Source organism: Arthrobacter sp. R-11 (assembly GCF_049913155.1).
GTDB lineage: Bacteria > Actinomycetota > Actinomycetes > Actinomycetales > Micrococcaceae > Arthrobacter.
The window spans coordinates 1,196,723-1,213,998 of record NZ_CP183979.1; the positions used below are offsets into that span (position 1 = coordinate 1,196,723).

15 protein-coding genes and 1 tRNA gene are annotated in these 17,276 nt (G+C 67.2%); 9 read left to right on the top strand and 7 right to left on the bottom strand.

Annotated elements, in window-relative coordinates; translation table 11 throughout:
- Positions 1–20: 20 nt before the first annotated feature.
- The 8 genes from ACN9M4_RS05380 to ACN9M4_RS05415 all read left to right on the top strand — a co-directional run bounded on the left by ACN9M4_RS05380 (position 21) and on the right by ACN9M4_RS05415 (position 8,074).
- Positions 21–725, top strand: a complete 705-nt coding sequence (locus tag ACN9M4_RS05380; RefSeq protein WP_426302530.1) for an FtsB family cell division protein — start codon at positions 21–23, stop codon at positions 723–725.
- A 67-nt stretch (positions 726–792) separates the two neighbouring features.
- Positions 793–1,464 (top strand): DUF501 domain-containing protein, encoded by a 672-nt coding sequence (locus ACN9M4_RS05385; protein ID WP_426302531.1) that lies wholly within the window; start codon positions 793–795, stop codon positions 1,462–1,464.
- Positions 1,461–2,411: an exopolyphosphatase gene (locus tag ACN9M4_RS05390; RefSeq protein ID WP_426302532.1), complete on the top strand. Its 951-nt coding sequence runs from the start codon at positions 1,461–1,463 to the stop codon at positions 2,409–2,411. Before ACN9M4_RS05385 ends, ACN9M4_RS05390 begins: the two co-directional genes overlap by 4 nt.
- Positions 2,411–3,820 (top strand): S8 family serine peptidase, encoded by a 1,410-nt coding sequence (locus ACN9M4_RS05395; protein ID WP_426302533.1) that lies wholly within the window; start codon positions 2,411–2,413, stop codon positions 3,818–3,820. The genes ACN9M4_RS05390 and ACN9M4_RS05395 overlap by 1 nt, the downstream gene beginning before the upstream one ends.
- Positions 3,821–3,891: 71 nt before the next feature.
- Complete coding sequence (locus ACN9M4_RS05400) at positions 3,892–5,334, top strand: NAD(P)/FAD-dependent oxidoreductase (protein WP_426302534.1); 1,443 nt, start codon at positions 3,892–3,894, stop codon at positions 5,332–5,334.
- A 99-nt stretch (positions 5,335–5,433) separates the two neighbouring features.
- Positions 5,434–6,369 carry an N-acetyltransferase gene (locus ACN9M4_RS05405; RefSeq protein WP_426302535.1) on the top strand — a complete coding sequence of 312 codons (936 nt, stop codon included), beginning with the start codon at positions 5,434–5,436 and terminating at the stop codon, positions 6,367–6,369.
- A 52-nt stretch (positions 6,370–6,421) separates the two neighbouring features.
- Positions 6,422–6,495, top strand: a tRNA-Leu gene (locus tag ACN9M4_RS05410).
- Positions 6,496–6,721: 226 nt separating this feature from the next.
- On the top strand, positions 6,722–8,074 hold the full coding sequence (locus tag ACN9M4_RS05415) for an ABC transporter substrate-binding protein (RefSeq protein ID WP_426302536.1): 1,353 nt from the start codon (positions 6,722–6,724) through the stop codon (positions 8,072–8,074).
- Between the two features lie 80 nt (positions 8,075–8,154).
- On the opposite strand, the gene ACN9M4_RS05420 is transcribed toward ACN9M4_RS05415, so the two are convergent.
- Genes ACN9M4_RS05420 through ACN9M4_RS05435 form a run of 4 tightly spaced genes read right to left on the bottom strand, consistent with a single transcriptional unit; the run spans position 8,155 to position 12,196 of the window.
- On the bottom strand, positions 8,155–8,940 hold the full coding sequence (locus tag ACN9M4_RS05420; protein ID WP_426302537.1) for an ABC transporter ATP-binding protein: 786 nt from the start codon (positions 8,938–8,940) through the stop codon (positions 8,155–8,157).
- Positions 8,937–9,938 (bottom strand): ABC transporter ATP-binding protein, encoded by a 1,002-nt coding sequence (locus ACN9M4_RS05425; RefSeq protein ID WP_426302538.1) that lies wholly within the window; start codon positions 9,936–9,938, stop codon positions 8,937–8,939. The genes ACN9M4_RS05420 and ACN9M4_RS05425 overlap by 4 nt, the downstream gene beginning before the upstream one ends.
- Positions 9,935–10,906 carry a branched-chain amino acid ABC transporter permease gene (locus ACN9M4_RS05430; RefSeq protein ID WP_426302539.1) on the bottom strand — a complete coding sequence of 324 codons (972 nt, stop codon included), beginning with the start codon at positions 10,904–10,906 and terminating at the stop codon, positions 9,935–9,937. Before ACN9M4_RS05430 ends, ACN9M4_RS05425 begins: the two co-directional genes overlap by 4 nt.
- A 9-nt stretch (positions 10,907–10,915) precedes the next feature.
- Positions 10,916–12,196 (bottom strand): branched-chain amino acid ABC transporter permease, encoded by a 1,281-nt coding sequence (locus ACN9M4_RS05435; protein ID WP_426303397.1) that lies wholly within the window; start codon positions 12,194–12,196, stop codon positions 10,916–10,918.
- 413 nt (positions 12,197–12,609) lie between these two features.
- Here ACN9M4_RS05435 and ACN9M4_RS05440 point away from each other — a divergent pair, with 413 nt between their 5' ends.
- On the top strand, positions 12,610–13,560 hold the full coding sequence (locus tag ACN9M4_RS05440; protein ID WP_426303398.1) for a Bax inhibitor-1/YccA family membrane protein: 951 nt from the start codon (positions 12,610–12,612) through the stop codon (positions 13,558–13,560).
- Between the two features lie 74 nt (positions 13,561–13,634).
- Here ACN9M4_RS05440 and ACN9M4_RS05445 read toward each other — a convergent pair whose 3' ends face one another.
- Genes ACN9M4_RS05445 through galT form a run of 3 tightly spaced genes read right to left on the bottom strand, consistent with a single transcriptional unit; the run spans position 13,635 to position 17,242 of the window.
- Entirely contained in the window at positions 13,635–14,873 is a 1,239-nt protein-coding gene (locus ACN9M4_RS05445; RefSeq protein ID WP_426302540.1) for an acetyl-CoA C-acetyltransferase, read from the bottom strand.
- 45 nt (positions 14,874–14,918) lie between these two features.
- Positions 14,919–16,103 (bottom strand): galactokinase, encoded by a 1,185-nt coding sequence (gene galK / locus ACN9M4_RS05450; protein ID WP_426302541.1) that lies wholly within the window; start codon positions 16,101–16,103, stop codon positions 14,919–14,921.
- On the bottom strand, positions 16,100–17,242 hold the full coding sequence (gene galT, locus ACN9M4_RS05455) for a galactose-1-phosphate uridylyltransferase (RefSeq protein WP_426302542.1): 1,143 nt from the start codon (positions 17,240–17,242) through the stop codon (positions 16,100–16,102). Before galT ends, galK begins: the two co-directional genes overlap by 4 nt.
- Positions 17,243–17,276: the final 34 nt, after the last annotated feature.

Consider the following 17,276-nt stretch of genomic DNA (forward strand, 5'->3'; position numbering starts at 1 on the left):
GCAGGCAGTACAGGAGTGTCATGGCAACCCGCCGTCCCAAAGTCCCTAGGGCTGACGCCCTCGGCCGGCCGCAGCAGAAGGCCGACGGCGGCGATGTCATCCGGGCAGACTTCGGCGAGCCCCGCAAAGCGGCCACAGCTCCGGCAAGCACAGCGCCCGCAAGCTCCCCTCAGGAAACCCCCGCTCCGTCGTCGCCCGCCAAGGCACGCGGTGCCAACGCCGCCAAGCCGAAGGGGCAGGCGTCGAAGGCTGCCCCTGCCAAAGCCGCGCCGATGCCGGTGATCTCCAAAACCAGCGGCAAAGCCGGCGGCCCGGCCAAGGACGGCGACGACCCCGTCCCGGCCAAAGCCTTCTCGGGGCGCATGCTGGCGCTGGCCGTCGTCATGATCGCCATCACGGTCCTGCTCGCTCCCACGGTGAAGATCTTCCTGGAGAAACGCGCGGAGATCTCCGCGCTGGAGGCCGAAATCGCGGGCAAGCAGGCCGAGCAGCAGGAGCTGAAAAAGCAGCTCTCGCGCTGGCAGGACCCCAACTACGTCAAGCAGCAGGCACGCGACCGCATTAACATGGTTATGCCGGGTGAAACGGGCTACTGGGTATTTGGTGCGGATGTTCCCGCCGGTACCCCCGGTGGCCGCACCGGCAACGGAGCGTCCGGAACCCCGGGAAACCTGCCCTGGGTGGATGGCCTGTGGGAGTCGATCCGACGCTCGGCAACAGACTAGACGCGGTGCCCGCCGCCGTCGTGCCCTGGAGGGAACGGCAGAACAGGGCAGGAAGGTGGCAGCGCCAGTGCAAGAGAACACGGCCCCTGCGACGGAGGAATCCCGCACGCCCTCGGCACATGACCTGGACGTCCTGAGCCGCCAGCTAGGCCGGCCCGTGCGCGATGTGGTGGAGATCCCCGCCCGCTGCGTCTGCGGCAACCCCTTGGTGGCGGCAACCGCACCCCGCTTGAGCAACGGCACCCCGTTTCCCACCACCTTCTACCTGACGCACCCGGTCATCACCTCCGCCGTGTCCCGGCTGGAAGCCGGTGGCACGATGAACGAGATGAACGACCGCCTTTCCGCCGATTCCGGACTGGCCGAGGCCTACCGCGGGGCGCACGAGGCCTACCTGCGCGCCCGGGACGAGATCGCGGGCCGCTCCGGAACGGGCGAGGTTCCGGAAATCGCCGGGGTTTCCGCCGGCGGCATGCCCACCCGCGTCAAATGCCTGCATGTCCTCGTGGGGCACTCCCTGGCCGCAGGCCCGGGCGTCAACCCCCTGGGCGACGAGGCACTGGATGCCATCGCGGAGTGGTGGACCAAGGACCGCTGCTACTGCGACGGCGCCTGGGAGACCGGGGGAGAAGCGCCGTCCAAGGACCTCAGCCGCCACGGACCGCAGGGACTGCCCGGGATCGTGGGCCGCCCCGCACCCATCCGCAAGACCAAGACCACGGAAGAAGGCACTGCATGAAGCGCGTGGCTGCGATTGACTGCGGCACCAACTCCATCCGCCTGCTCATTGCCGATGTGAACGGGGCCGACGCAAACGGCGCCCCGCTGAGCGACGTCGTGCGCGAAATGCGCGTGGTGCGCCTGGGCCAGGGCGTGGATGCCACCGGCGAACTCGCGCCCGAAGCCCTGGAGCGGACCTTCGACGCAAGCCGCGACTACGCCCGCCTGATCAAGGAGCACGGCGCCCGCGAAGTCCGTTTCGTTGCCACCTCGGCCAGCCGTGACGCACGCAACCGGCAGGTCTTCGTGGACGGCATCCGGGAGCTGTTCGGCGTGGAGCCGGAAGTCGTGTCCGGTGACGAGGAAGCCGCGCTGTCCTTCGCCGGTGCCAGCAGCGTGCTGCCCTCGCGCGGCAAGGACCCGGTGCTGGTGGTGGACCTGGGTGGCGGCAGCACCGAGTTTGTGCTCGGCGACGCCGATGGCGTGATCGCGGCGAAGTCGGTGGACATCGGCTGCGTACGCCTCACCGAGCGGCACCTGCGCAGCGACCCGCCGACCGCGGCGGAAATCGCCGCGGCGGAGGCCGACGTCGACGACGCCATCGACCTCGCGGCCGGCACCGTTCCGCTGGAACGCAGCACCGCCGTCGTCGGCGTGGCCGGGTCTATCACGACCATCACTGCGCACGCGCTTGGCCTGGAACGCTATGAACCTGCCCGGATCCACGGCGCGACGCTGGACCTCGAACAGATCAGCAAGGCCGCCACCGAGCTGCTGGAGATGAGCCGGGAAGAGCGGGCGAAGCTGCCGTACATGCACCCCGGACGGGTGGACGTCATCGGAGCCGGTGCCTTGGTCTGGCGACGCATCCTGCAGCGGCTCGCGCAGGCCAGCGCCGGAACCATCATCGGTGCCACCTCCAGCGAACACGACATCCTCGACGGCATAGCGCTGAGCATTCCGTAATGGGGGATCCGCTGATGACGCTCCTGCCGAAGGCCTCCGGACCACGGCGGCGGCCGCGCACCCTTACTGCCAGGCTAGCCGGCCTGCTCGCCTCCACCGGGCTCGCCGCGGTTTTGGCTGCCGGCGGCCTGGCCACGGCGCAGCCGGCCGCCGCCGACACCTGGCGGGACAAGGAATACTGGCTCAAGGAATCCGGGATCTCCGAAGCCTGGAAGGAATCCAAGGGCGCCGGGGTGAAAGTCGCGATCATCGACAGCGGCGTGGACGGACGCCACCCGGACCTGAAGGGGGTGGTCGTCGGCGGCACCGACGTGTCCGGTGCAGGCAATCCGGACGGGCAAAAGAGTATCGGCGCCAAGCCCGAACACGGCACCCTCGTTGCCACCCTGCTCGCCGGCCGCGGCCACCAGAAGGCCAGTTCCGCATCCTCCGGCTCGGAAGCCACCACCGGGGGTACGGAAGGCATCATCGGGGTCGCGCCTGAAGCGGACATCCTCTCCGTGTCCACGTGGCTTGGCTCGCCGAACCCCGCCGGCAAGACCGACCAGGAACAGATCCCGCTAGCCGTGCGCTGGGCCGTGGACCACGGCGCCAAGGTCATCAACATCTCCCTCGGCAGCACCTCGCCGGAGTGGCCGCAGAGCTGGGACGCGGCCTTCCTGTACGCGGAACAGAAGGACGTGGTGATCGTCGCTGCCGCAGGCAACCGCATTGGCGGCAACGTGCAGGTGGGAGCCCCCGCCACGATCCCCGGCGTGCTGACAGTCGGCGGCCTCGACAGGGACGGCAACGCGAGCGTGGATTCGTCATCGCAGGGCATCAGCATCGGTGTTGCGGCCCCCGCCGAGGAACTCGTCGGCGGCATGCCGGGCGGGCGCTACGCCGACTGGGCGGGAACCTCCGGGGCCACCCCGATCGTCTCTGGCGTGGCCGCCTTGATCCGCTCCAAGTGGCCCGACATGAGCGCCAAGCAGGTAGTAAACAGGATCGTCAGCACCGCCAGGGACGCCGGCGTGAAGGGCAAGGACCCGATCTACGGCTATGGGGTGCTGGACGCCAAGGCAGCGCTGACCACGAGCGTCCCGGAGGCCAAGCGCAACCCCCTGGGTTCCATCAGCGAATGGATCCGGGTCCACCGGCGCGGCGATTTCAGCACTCCCACGCAGGAGCCCGGCCCGACGAAGAAGGCAAGCGCCAAACCCACCCTGCCGGATCCCACCGTCCCCGCGGCCAAAGCCCCGGCTGATGCGGGAACCGCCCTTCCGGGCGTGGTGGTCGTCGGCTTCGGCGTGTTGTTCATCGCGATCGTCGCAGGTGCCGGAATCCAGTTGCGCAGGGTCTACCGGAGCACCCCCGCCGAACCGGAAACAGGCACTCTGGACGCAGTGGAGCCGGGCACCAGGAAGTAGTCGAAGGGCTTCCCGGAGAGGCCTCAAATGCAGTTAGTGAAGATTTTCACAAAGTGCGCTATTCTGGATTCATGGCACTCACCCCTGAGCTTATTGACCGTCCCCGTGTTCTCGTTGTCGGCGGCGGTTACGTCGGCCTTTACGTCGCACTGAAGTTGCAGAAGAAGATCGCGAACGCCGGCGGAATCGTCACCGTCGTCGATCCCCTGCCCTACATGACCTACCAGCCCTTCCTCCCGGAGGTTGCCGGTGGCAACATCGAGGCGCGCCACGCCGTCGTCTCCCACCGTCAGCACCTGAAGCACACCGAGCTGATCCAGGGTCGCGTCACCAGCATCGACCACGCCAACCGCACTGCGGTTGTTGCCCCGGCCGACGGCGGCGCTCCGTTCGAGATCCCGTACTTCGACGTCGTCCTGGCCGCCGGCGCCATCACCCGCACCTTCCCGATCAAGGGCCTCGCGGACAAGGGCATCGGCCTGAAGACCATCGAGGAAGCCGTTGCGCTGCGCAACAAGGTCCTCGAGCGCATCGAAGCCGCTTCCACCATGACCGATCCCGCAGCGCGCGCCAAGGCCCTGACCTTCGTGGTCGTCGGCGGCGGCTTCGCCGGCATCGAGTGCATCACCGAAATGGAAGACCTCGCGCGCGCTGCGGTCAAGAACAACCCGCGCATCAAGCAGGAGGAAGTCCGCTTCATCATGGTCGAGGCCATGGGCCGCATCATGCCCGAGGTCACCGCACCGCAGGCAGAGTGGGTCGTTGAGCACTTGCGCAGCCGCGGCATCGAGGTGCTGCTGAACACCTCCCTCGACAACGCCGAGGGCACCCTGAAGCTGATCAACATGCCGGACAAGTCCCCGGCCGAGGAAGTCGCCGCGGACACCCTGGTGTGGGCCGCCGGCGTGCAGGCCAACCCGATGGTCCGCTCCACCGACTTCCCGCTGGAACCGCGCGGCCGCGTCAAGGTCCTCCCGGACCTGCGCATCGGCGGCGACGAGGGCATCGTCGAGAACGCCTGGGCAGCCGGCGACATCGCAGCCGTCCCGGACCTCACCGGCAAGGGACTGCCGGATGGCACCTGCGTGCCGAACGCCCAGCACGCACTGCGCCAGGCCAAGAAGCTCGCCAAGAACCTGTGGGCCTCCCGCTGGGACAAGCCGCTGGCGGACTACAAGCACAAGAACCTCGGTGCTGTGGCCGGCTTCGGTGAATGGAAGGGCGTTGCCAACATCAACCTCCTGGGCCGCATCGGCCTCAAGGGCGGCCTCGCCTGGCTGGCACACCGTGGCTACCACGGCCTGGCCATGCCCACGGTCGAGCGCAAGTTCCGTGTGATCTTCGGTTGGATCCTGGCCTTCTTCGCAGGCCGCGACACCACCCAGCTGATCGACCTGGACAACCCGCGCGGCGCCTTCGTGGCTGCCGCCACCCCGGCCCCCAAGCCCGCAGCCGCTCCGGCACCCGCGGCCCCGGCCGAGGAGAAGGCGCCGGTCACCGCTGACGCCAAGTAGCGCAGAGCCAACCATCGACGGCGGCTGCCTCCCCACACGGGAGGCGGCCGCCGTCGTCGTATCAGCCGCGGGCGCGTGCGCGGCCATAGACTGTCTGCCATGGCAGGCGAAACTGATCTGGCAGCGCTCCTGGCGTCCATGCATCCCGTGCTCCGCGAAGGTGAGTACGTCTACGCGCTCTGGCCGCACGGCAAGCCGCTGGAAGGCGGCATCGAGGCCGCTGTCCGCGAAGCCGAGGGCCTCACGGTGGTCCTGCACCGGGACGAAGCCGAACGGCTCGGTCTCGCCTACGATTTCGCGGCCGCCTGGATCACCCTGCAAGTCCACTCCGCGCTCGAAGCCGTGGGCCTGACGGCGGCCGTCAGTTCCGCGCTTGGCGCGGCCGGGATCAGCTGCAACGTCCTGGCCGGCTTCCACCACGACCACCTCCTCGTGCCCACGGGGCAGGCAGAGCATGCGATGGAGGTCCTTGCCCTCCTGCAGCAGGGGCTGGTGCTGCGCGGAGAGGTCCCGGCGGACCGCCACGCGATCCTGGCCTTGACCGCCTCGGCCTTTTCGATCAGTCCGGTCACCGGCCTGCCGGTGGACGGAGTCCCCGCTGAAGTAGGGCTCCTGAAGGAACTGTTCGACTGCGAGGAGTACCTTCCCGATTTCAGCATCGTGGCCGAACTTGGCGGCGAGATCGTGGGCCATGTCATCAGCACGCGAGGCGCCGTGGACAGTCTCGACTTCCTCGGCCTCGGTCCCATCAGCGTGGAGCCACACCTGCAGCGGCGAGGGATCGGCTCGGCCCTCCTGCGCGAAACTACCCGCCGTGCCGAGGCCGCGGGGGAGGCCGGCATCGCCCTGCTCGGCAGCACCGTGTACTACCCGCGCTTCGGCTACGTTCCCGCCGCCTCCGTGGGCATCGAGGCTCCGGATCCGGCCTGGGGCGCGCATTTCCAGGTGCTGCCGCTTTCCGGCATGCCCGACGGCGTTACTTCCGACGGCGGCCGGGGAACCTTCCGCTACGCCGCGCCTTTCGGACGGCTTTAGTCCCGTTGAGCAGCCGGGTGCGACGCGGGCGCTGGGTTAGGATTATGCGGGCGCCCCAGTAGCCCAATTGGCAGAGGCAGCGGACTTAAAATCCGCAAAGTCAGGGTTCGAGTCCCTGCTGGGGCACAAGCGACGCGTCGTCTTTCCGCCGTCGGGCTCCCTGCGAATCCACAAAATTCAGACACTACTCCCGCGCCCGGAACAGGATTCCCCACAGGCAACGAGTGTTATAGGGATGTGACCTGATTCACTTATCTTCCCGGTCCGATTGCACTAGTTTGAGTCGTATTCAGGGACTACCTGATCTATCGCATCAAAGGCAGTTCGCACCTTCGATCGAGGAGACAAACATATGTTTGACCTTTCCCACGCGGCTCCGCGTGCAGCCAAGCTCACTGTGCTTGGCATCGGCGTCGCGTTCCTGGCTACGGCCTGCGGTGGTTCGCCGGCACCCAGCGCATCGTCGTCCAGTCCGGTGGCAGCCGGAGGCATCGCCTGCCCGGCGCCGAGCGCAAGCGCGAGCGCAGGCAGCAGCGAAGCCCCCTCCACCGGGCCGGTGCCGCCGTCCACCACTACCACGGACGTCCCCCTGAAGCTGGGTTCCCTGCTGCCGACTACCGGCAGCCTGGCCTTCCTGGGCCCGCCCGAAATCGCCGGTGTGAACCTCGCCGTGAAGGAAGTCAACGCCGCAGGCGGCGTGCTGGGCAAGCCTGTCCAGGTGACGCACCGGGATTCCGGCGATACCAAGACCGATACCGCCACCCAGTCCACCTCCGCCCTGCTGGCAGGCGGGGCACAGGCCATCATCGGTGCCGCGTCTTCCGCCGTGTCGAAGACCGTGATCAACCAGATCACCGGTGCCGGCGTCGTCCAGTTCTCGCCCGCCAACACCTCTCCGGACTTCACGGCGTGGGACGACAAGGGCCTCTACTGGCGCACCGCCCCGTCGGACGTCCTGCAGGGCAAGGTCCTCGGCAACTACATCGCCTCCTGTGGCGTCCAGACCGTTAGCATGATCGTGCTTAACGACGCTTACGGGACGGGCCTGCAGAAGTACGTGAAGGAATCCTTCGAGGCCGCCGGCGGCAAGGTAGTGTCCGAAGAGCTGTTCAACACTGGCGATTCCCAGTTCCAGGCCCAGGTGGACAAGGTGGTGGCTGCCAAGGCGGATGCGATCGTGCTGATCACCTTCGACGAAGCAAAGTCCATCATTCCGCTGCTGAGCGCCAAGAGCATTCCCGGCAAGCAGCTGTTCCTGGTGGACGGCAACACCTCCGATTACAGCAAGGTCTTCAAGGCAGGCACCATGACGGGGGCCCATGGCACCTTCCCGGGTACCTTCACCAAGGACTCCTTCAAGAAGTCGCTCCTGACGGTGGACCCGAAGCTGAAGGACTTCACCTACGGTGGCGAGTCCTATGACGCCGTGAACCTGATCGCGCTGGCCTCCGAAGCAGCCAAGAGCACCAAGGGCGTGGACATCGCCAAGAAGCTCAAGGATGTTTCAGAAGGCGGCGAGAAGTGCTCCGACTTCGCTTCCTGCGTGACCCTGCTGCGCAACGGCAAGGACATCGACTACGACGGCAAGTCCGGTCCGGTCACCTTCTCCGACGCCGGCGACCCCACGGAAGCCTACATCGGTATCTACGAGTACAAAGATGACAACACCTTGAGCCCGGTCCAGGAAGAGTTCGGCAAGCTGTAGGCCGGCCCCTCCAGTCAACAAGGAAGCCCCGGAGCGAGTGCTCCGGGGCTTCCTTGTTGCTGTGGCTCTGAGTTCCGGCCTTACTGGCCTTCGCCCTCCACGGTGTCTGCAAGGGTGCCCAGGTACAGCTGGATCACCTTGGGATCCTTCATGAGCTCCCTGCCTGTTCCGGTGTACGCGTCCTTGCCCTGGTCCAGGACGTAGCCACGGTCGCAGATCTGCAGGCAGCGGCGGGCGTTCTGTTCCACCATGATCACGGACACGCCGGCCCGGTTGATCTCGTGGACCCGCAGGAAGGTCTCGTCCTGCTTGACGGGGGAGAGGCCTGCCGAGGGTTCGTCCAGCAGCAGCACGGCCGGATCCATCATCAGGGCCCGTCCCATGGCCACCATCTGGCGCTCACCGCCGGAGAGCGAACCCGCGCGCTGCGCACGGCGCTTGCGGAGCTCCGGGAAGAGCTCGGTGACAAAGTCGAAGCGCTCCGCGAAGGCCTTGGGCCGCTGGAACATGCCCATCTGAAGATTCTCCTCAATGGTCAGCGCCGCGAACACGTTGTTGGTCTGCGGCACGAAGCCAAGTCCCTGGGAGACCAGCTTGTTGGCCTTGAGCCCCGTGAGGTCCCTGCCGTGCACCACCACCGAGCCCGAGTGCACCTTCACCAGGCCGAACATGGCCTTGAGCAAGGTCGATTTGCCGGCGCCGTTGGGACCGATGATGCCAATCAGTTCCCCCTTGCGGGCCTCGATGCTGCAGCCGTTGAGGATGTTGACGCCTGGCAGGTAGCCAGCCACGAGGTCCGTGACCTTGACGACGGCGTCCTCCGTGGGCGCGCTGCCCGCAGCCGGCATGGCGCTGGTGGCGCTCATTTGCCTTCCTCCTCTTCCAGGTGGGCTTCGATGACCTCCGGCGCGATGATGCCGGCATTCTCGGTTCCCACGATCGATTCTTCGTCCGCTTCCAGTTCGGCCTCGAGTTCCCGGATGCCTTCCGCGTCGCCGAGGTCGACGTCGTGGTGGGCGCCCAGGTAGGCGTCGATCACGGCGGGGTCCTTCATGACTTCGCCCGGCGGGCCTTCGGCAACGATCCGCCCTTCCGCCATCACGACCACCCAGTCGGCGATATGCCGCACCATGTTCATGTCGTGCTCAACGAACAGGACGGTCATGCCTTCGGCCTTGAGGTTCTTGATGTGGTCCAGGAGGGACTGGGTGAGCGCGGGGTTGACGCCGGCCATCGGTTCGTCCAGCATCACCAGCTTGGGTCGCACCATGAGGGAGCGGGCCATTTCCAGCAGTTTCCGCTGGCCGCCGGACAGGGAGGCCGCGTAGTCGTCCTTCTTGGCGTCCAGCTTGAACTTCTCCAACAGCACGTCGGCCTGCTTGGTGATTTCCCGTTCCCGGCCGCCCCAGATGTTCTTGAACAGCGCCTTGGACAGCCGCTCGCCGGGCTGGTTGGCCGCGCCGAGCCGCATGTTCTCCATGACGGTCAGCTTGCCCATCACCTTGGTCAGCTGGAAGGTGCGCACCATGCCCATGCGCGCCAGTTTGTAGGAAGAGACACCGGCGATGTTGTTGCCTTCGAACGTCCACGCCCCGGAGTTGGGAGTGTCGAAGCCGGTCAGCAGGTTGAACAGCGTGGTCTTGCCGGCGCCGTTGGGGCCGATCAGGGCGGTGATCTTGTGCCGCGGGACTTCGAGATGTTCGACGTCGACGGCGCTGATGCCGCCGAAGTTCCGGCTGACGTTGTCCGCCACCACGATCGGGTCCCGCTTCTTGCAGCCGGGGAGGTTTTCGCCGATGGCGATAGCCCGGGAATCGGTCATGTAATCGATGTTGTCAGGGTTCTGACCGTTGGTCGTGCTCATGCGAACGCCAACTCCTTCTTGTTACCGAAGACGCCCTGCGGCCTGTAGATCATCAGGAGCATCAGTGCGATGCCCACCAGGATGAAGCGCAGCTGGCTGGCCTGGACGATCGAGAGGAACGTGACCGCACCGGACTCGATGAGTCCGGCAAGCAGGTTCTGGGTCAGGGACAGCACCACCCAGAAGATCATGGCCCCGACGATCGGGCCAAGCACCGTGGACATGCCGCCAAGCAGGAGGACCGTCCACAGGAAGAAGGTGAGCTCGGTCGCGTAGTTCGCCGGCTGCACCGATCCGCGGGGGAGGGTGAACAGGAGCCCGGCGAGAGCACCCAGGATGCCGCCGATCACGAGCGCCTGCATCTTGTAGGCGTATACGTTCTTGCCCAGCGAGCGGACGGCGTTCTCGTCCTCGCGGATGCCCTTGAGGACCCGGCCCCAGGGGCTGCGCATCAGCAGCCAGACGATCACCGCGCACAGGATGACGATGATCCAGCTGACGACGCGGACGTAGAAGTCCCGGTTGCTCCAGCCGAAGATGTAGGTTCCGGGCGGGAAGGGGTTGAAGGAATCGAACTCCCGCTGGAAGGAGGACAAGCCGTCCGCGGAGCCGGTGATCTTGAACAAGGTGTTGGTGGTGACGATGTACCGGATGATTTCCGCCGCGGCGATCGTGACGATGGCCAGGTAGTCGGCGCGCAGCCGCAGGGTCGGTACACCGAGCAGGAGGCCGAAGAGGACGGCAGAAAGCAGCGCGATCAGCAGACCGACCACGAACGGAACCTTGAAGGTAAGCGTCGAAATGGCGAAGCCGTAGGCGCCCACCGCCATGAAACCTGCTTGGCCGAAGTTCAGCAGGCCTGAGTAGCCGAAGTGCACGGCGAGGCCGAGCGCGGCAAGGGCGTAGGCCGCCGTCGTCGGAGTGGCGATTTCGCCGAGGGCCAGAGAGAAGATGTTTCCGAAATCCATTGCTTGCTCCTAACCCACACGCTCACGCCGGCCGAGGATGCCCTGCGGACGGAAGAGGAGGACGACAATCATGACGACGAGCGCGCCGACGTATTTCAAGTCCGGCGGCAGCACGAGGCTGGTCAGTTCGATGAAGATACCGACAACCAGGGACCCGACCAGCGCGCCGAACACGGTGCCAAGGCCGCCGAGGGTCACGCCGGCGAAGATGGCGAGCAGGATCTGCGTTCCCATGTCCCAGGTGACGCCGGGGCGGTAGTACGCCCAGAGGATGCCGCCGAGGGCGGCCAGGAAGCCGCCGACGACCCAGACGATCCGGATGACGCGGTCGACGTCGATGCCCGAGGCCGCGGCCAGTGCCGGGTTGTCCGCCACGGCGCGGGTGGCCTTGCCGAGCCGGGTTTTGAGCAGCAGGATGCCCAGGGCCGCGATCACCACGGCGGCGATCAGCAGGGACCAGAGGGTGTTCGGGGAGACCGAAATCGGCCCGAGCTGCACGTCGGTGACCTGCGAGCCGGGGAGTTGCTGGGTGTCGCCGCCGAAGAAGAACTGGAAGACGTACCGGGCCGCCAGGGCCAGACCGATCGAGACGATCATCATCGGCACCAGGCCGGTTCCGCGGCGCCGCAGCGGCCGCCACAGCCCGGCGTCCTGGATATACCCGAAAGCCGCACCCACCACAAGGGCCAGTGCGATGGCCAGCCAGACCGGCAGCCCCCAGGCGTTGAAGGCGAAGACGCCGAGGGCGCCGATGGTCACCATCTCGCCGTGGGCGAAGTTGGTCAGGCCGGTGGTGCCGAAGATCAGGGACAGGCCCACCGAGGCCAGTGCCAGGAGCATGCCGAAGCTCACCCCGGCGACGAGGCGGTTGAGCAGGTCCTGGCCGAAGTCCTGGCCCTGGACCACGATGCCCTTGCCGAAGGCGAAAATCACCGAGAGGTTGGACGTCTGGCTGAAGGAGACGTCCCGGGGGTTCTGCTGGCCTTCGGCGAGCTTGATGCCGTCCGGCAGGGTGGAGGTGTCCAGCTCAATCGTGTAGGTGCCTTTGGACGGCACAGGGATGTTCCACGCGCCGTTGGCGCCAGAGGTCGCCGAGCCTTCGAAGTTGTTGCCCTTGGCGGTGATCCGGACACCCGGGATCGGTGCGCGGGCGTCGTCGCGGAGGAAGCCGCTGATGTTGTTCTGGAAACCTTGTTGAGCGGGCGACGGCGAAGGCGACGGGGTGACTGCCTGCGCGGCGGGTCCTGCCAGCAGCAGTGCTGCCACGAGGGCAGCGAAGAGCGCCCCCACGACTTGCCGCAGTCCCGCATGCGGTCTCTTGGACCGCTCTCTGCTTGTGCTTCTCAAGATGGAATACCTTCCACATTGGGGGGTGGTCCGGGTGCGCCATTGCAGCCGGTGCGAACGGTCATGGGCTAGGCACACGGCTTCCGTAGCCTCGCTGTGTGACTTGCATCACCCATGCGTGCTTATGCTACCGCCGAGCGAGCGTGAATAATGCTGCGCGCAGGGACTCTGGAGGTCGCGATCAGATAACAACTGTGAAGTCCGAGGCAACAATATGTTCAGTTTGACTAAAGAAAACCCTCCGAGCATTGGGGCCTTTCTAAACTGTGATGGCCGGCTGGAACTTTCGCGGTCCGCCATGCGTAGGAATTGGTAGCGTGAATCATCACTTCGCCCTTATTCAGGAGGACACCCACATGGCACTCGGCGGCAACCCGATCTTCAACGGAAAGAATTTCCGTGGGGCTACGCAGGCACCGCCTGTTCCCGCAAATCCTTATGCCCACAACCCGTACGGCCAGAACCCGTATGGCCAGAACCCGTATGCGCAGAACCCGTATGGCCAGAACCCGTATGCGCAGAACCCGCAGGGCCAGCCCGGCTGGGCGGCCCAGCAGCAGGGGCTGAGCAACGAACAGCTCGAGCAGATGTACAGCCGGCCCGCCGCAGGTCCGGTCGAGACCGGCCGCATGACGTTCGACGACGTCATCATCAAGACCGCGGCCTGCCTCGCCGTGGTGGTCCTCGGCGCTGCCGTGACGCTGTTCGTGCCGGCCGGAACCGCCAGCCTCCTGATGATCGTCGGCGCGCTCGGCGGCTTTGTCCTGGCCCTGGTCAACACCTTCAAGAAGCAGCCCTCGCCGGCGCTGATCCTTGCCTACGCAGGCCTCGAAGGCCTGTTCCTCGGCGGCCTCACCCGCATCCTGGACGGCCTGTACCCGGGCGTCGGCCTGCAGGCCGTGATCGGCACACTGGCGGTGACCGGCGTGACCCTCCTGCTCTTCAAGAGCGGCAAGGTCCGCGCCACCCCCAAGGCGATCCGCTTCTTCATGATCGCCACGATCGGCTACGCCGTCTTCGCGCTGATCAACATGGTCATGATGCTGACCGGCGCCGTGACTGAGCCCTTTGGGCTGCGCACCAGCATGGAGATCGCCGGTATCCCGCTCGGCGTCTTCGTCGGCCTCCTGGCGATCGGCCTGGCCGCGTTCTCCCTCATTATGGACTTCACCAGCATCGAGGAAGGCGTCCGCGCCGGCGCTCCGGAGCGCTACTCCTGGACGGCTGCCTTCGGCCTGACGGTCACCCTGGTGTGGCTGTACGTGGAAATCATCCGCCTGCTGGCCATCCTTCGCGGCGACGACTAGCGCTCCCCCTTGTAAGCAAGAAGTAAGGGCCCCGCTCCGGCGGGGCCCTTGTTATTGCCGGGTCATCTTGCCAGTCAACCCAGCCGCTCGAAGACCACGGCCATGCCCTGGCCGCCGCCCACGCACAGGGTGGCCAGGCCAAACGTGCCATCGCGTTCGCGCAGACCGTTGAGCAAGGTGTTGGTCATCCGGGCCCCGGTCATGCCGAAGGGGTGGCCCAGGGCGATCGCGCCGCCATGGACATTGAGCTTCTCCGGATCGATGCCCAGCTCGCGGGCGCTGGCCACCACCTGCACGGCGAAGGCCTCGTTGAGCTCCACGAGGTCGATGTCCGCCATGGTCAGGCCGGCCAGGTCCAATGCACGCCGGGTGGATTCCACCGGCCCCATGCCCATGATCTCGGGGGAGAGGGCGCTCGCGGCGGTCGCGACAATGCGCGCCAGCGGCGTCAGGCCAAGCTCCCGCGCGCGGGAGCTGCTCATGACGACGACGGCGGCGGCGCCGTCGTTCAGCGGGCAGGCGTTGCCCGCTGTGACGGTTCCTTCGCTGCGGAAAACCGGTTCCAGGGCGCTGACGGCCTCCAGGGTCACCCCCGGGCGCGGCGAATCGTCCCGCTCCACCACGGTTCCGTCCTTGTGGGTGTACGGGGTGATCTCGCGACTGAAAAATCCCGAGGCAATCGCAGCCTCCGCCCGGTTCTGGCTGAGCACGCCCCATTCGTCCTGTTCCGCCCGGCTGATCCCGTAGGTGGTGGCGACGTTCTCCGCCGTCTGACCCATGGCGATGTAGATGTCCGGCAGGCGGTCCCCGAGCCGCGGGTCCGTCCACGGAGTGTTCGACGCTGCCCTGGCCGCGGTGCGCTGCTTCGCGGCCTGGAAGCGCGGGTTGTGCACCCCGGCGTCGCTTTCCCCGGCACCGGCCCAGTTCTGGTACCGGGACACCGACTCCACGCCGCCAGTGAGGAACGCGTGGCCCTCGCCGGCCCGGATTGCATGGAACGCCATGCGCAGGGCCTGCAGGCTCGAGGCGCAGAAGCGGTTGACCGTGACGGCCGGTACGTAGTCGAGCCCGCACAGCACCGACACCACGCGTGCCATGTTCGAGCCCGCTTCGCCGCTGGGTTCCGCGCACCCCAGGTAGAGGTCGTCCAGTCCGAGGCCGGCGCCCGCACCGGCGTCGAATGCGGGGATCTTCGCCAGCGCGGCGGTGACCATGGCGGCGGCCAGGTCGTCCGGGCGCTCATCCTTGAGGGAGCCTTTGAAGGCCCGGCCGATCGGGCTCCGGGCCATGGACACGATGACAGCCTCAGTCATGGCCCCAGCTTACGCCCGGGCCACGGGCCTGATGCGTCAGCGCGCTCAGGCCAGGCGGGAAGCCCCGGCCGCCGGGGTGACCGTGAAGATGTCCGGCGCGGTGAAGCCTGCGTCCGCGAAGGACCGCATGACGGCGTCGCGCACCTGCTGCTCCAGTTCCACCGGGGTCAGGGCGATCGCCGAGCCGCCGAAACCGCCGCCGGTCATGCGCGCGCCGATGGCGCCGTTGGCCCGTGCCGTGTCGACGGCGAGGTCGAGCTCCGGGCAGGAGATTTCGAAGTCGTCGCGCATCGAAGCGTGGCTGGCGTCCAGGAAGCTGCCGATGCTGCCGGCCCCGTCCGCGGCCAGCCGCACGACTGTCTCAAGCACGCGCGCGTTCTCCGTAACCACGTGGCGGACCCGGCGGAACGTGACGTCGTCGAGGGTCCGGGCGGCGTCGTCGAGCTGCTCCACCCCGAGGTCGCGCAGGGCCGGTACGCCCATGAGCCGGGCACCCAGCTCACAGGACTCGCGGCGCGAGGCGTAACCGCCGTCGGCGTGGGAATGCGAAACCTTCGTGTCGATCACCAGCAGCACCAGGCCCGCGGCTTCGGCGTCGAAGGGGACCAGTTCCACGCTCTGGTCGCGGCAGTCCAGGAACACCGCCTTGCCCTTGCTGCCGCGCAGGGACGCAGACTGGTCCATGATGCCGGTCGGAGCGCCGACGAAGCCGTTCTCGCCCTGCTGTGTGGCCAGCACCATCTCCGGGGCGGTCAGCCCGGCGCCGGTGAGTTCGTTCAGGGCGCTGATGACGGCGCATTCGATGGCGTGCGACGACGACAGACCGGCACCCAGCGGAACATCCGAATCGAGGAGCAGGTCGAAGCCCGGCACCGCAATGCCCCGCTGTTGCAGCGCCCAGGCGACCCCCAGCGGGTACTTGCCCCACCCTTTGACGGAACCGGGCGCGAGCTCGGACAGCTCGGCGTCCACGATGCCCTGGTCGCCGAAGGTGGACAGCAGCCGCACTGTGGAGTCATCGCGCAGGCGGATGGCCACCTTGGCAGTCTTGTCGATCGCGAAGGGCAGCACGAAGCCTTCGTTGTAGTCGGTGTGCTCGCCGATCAGGTTCACGCGTCCCGGTGCCTGCCAGACGCCGTCGGGCACTGCCTCGAAAGCCTCCTCGAAGCGGGCGGCAAGTCCGCTGCGGAGCTGCCCGTCCGTGTGGTCGACGGCTCGGGTGCGGGTCATGCGCGTGCTCCTTCCGGGAGGGTGCCGTCGAAGACAGGGCTGGCAACTGCCCTGAGCCTCTCGGCAACGGCTTCGGGGGTGGTGTCGTTGATGAACGCTCCCATGGCCGCTTCGGAGCCGGCGAGGAACTTCAGCTTGTCCGCCGCCCGGCGCGGGGACGTCAGCTGCAGGTGCAGCTGGCCCGACTCACGCAGGGAGGACTCCAGGGGCGCCTGGTACCAGGCCGAGATGTACGGCATGGGCGTGGGGTAGAGCCGGTCCAGCCGCTTGAGCAGTTCCAGGTACACCACGGCCAGTTCATCGCGTTCCGCGCCGTTCAGTGCGGCAAGGTCCGGGACGTGCCGGTGCGGAACGAGGTGGATTTCCAGCGGCCAGCGGGCGGCGAAGGGGACGTACGCGCTGAAGTGTTCCGCCTCCAGGACCATGCGGCTGCCCTCGCTGCGTTCCGCACCCAGGATGGAGGCGGCCAGGGTTTCCTTGCCGCCGCTGCGCTCGAAGTGTGCGGCCGCGGCGGAGGCTAGGACTTCCGCACGCGGGGTGATGTAGGGATAGGCGTAGATCTGCCCGTGCGGGTGGTGCAGCGTAACGCCGATGTCCGCCCCCCGGTTTTCGAAGGGGAAGACCTGCTTGATGCCGGGCAGTGCGCTCAGGGCTTCGGTGCGCTGCGCCCAGGCTTCGATCACCGTGCGGGCCCGCTGTTCGCTGAGCTCGGCGAAGGAGCCGGTGTGCTGCGGTGTGAAGGAAACCACCTCGCAGCGCCCGAAGGCGGGTGCGCTGTGACCCCAGCCGTGGCCGTGGGCCTCCGGCAGTTCTCCTGTTGCGGGGCCGAGGGAAGGGAAGCGGTTCTCGAACACCACGACGTCGTAGTCCGGCGCCGGGATCTCCGACGGGTTCTCCGGCGTGGTGGGGCAGATGGGGCACTGGTCTGCCGGCGGCAGGTGGGTGCGGCTCTGGCGGTGGGCTGCGACGGCGACCCAGTCCCCGCTCAGTGCGTCGAAGCGGACTTCGCCCGGCTCGGCGCGCGGCGGCAGTTCGCGGTGGTCCACCAGGGAGGCGGGGTCCCGCGGCGGGGTGCCGGCGTCGTCGAAATACATCAGCTCCCGGCCGTCGGCGAGGAAAGTGCTGCTAAGGCGAGTCATGTGACAATCATCCCACAACTAACCAAAAGGGCAA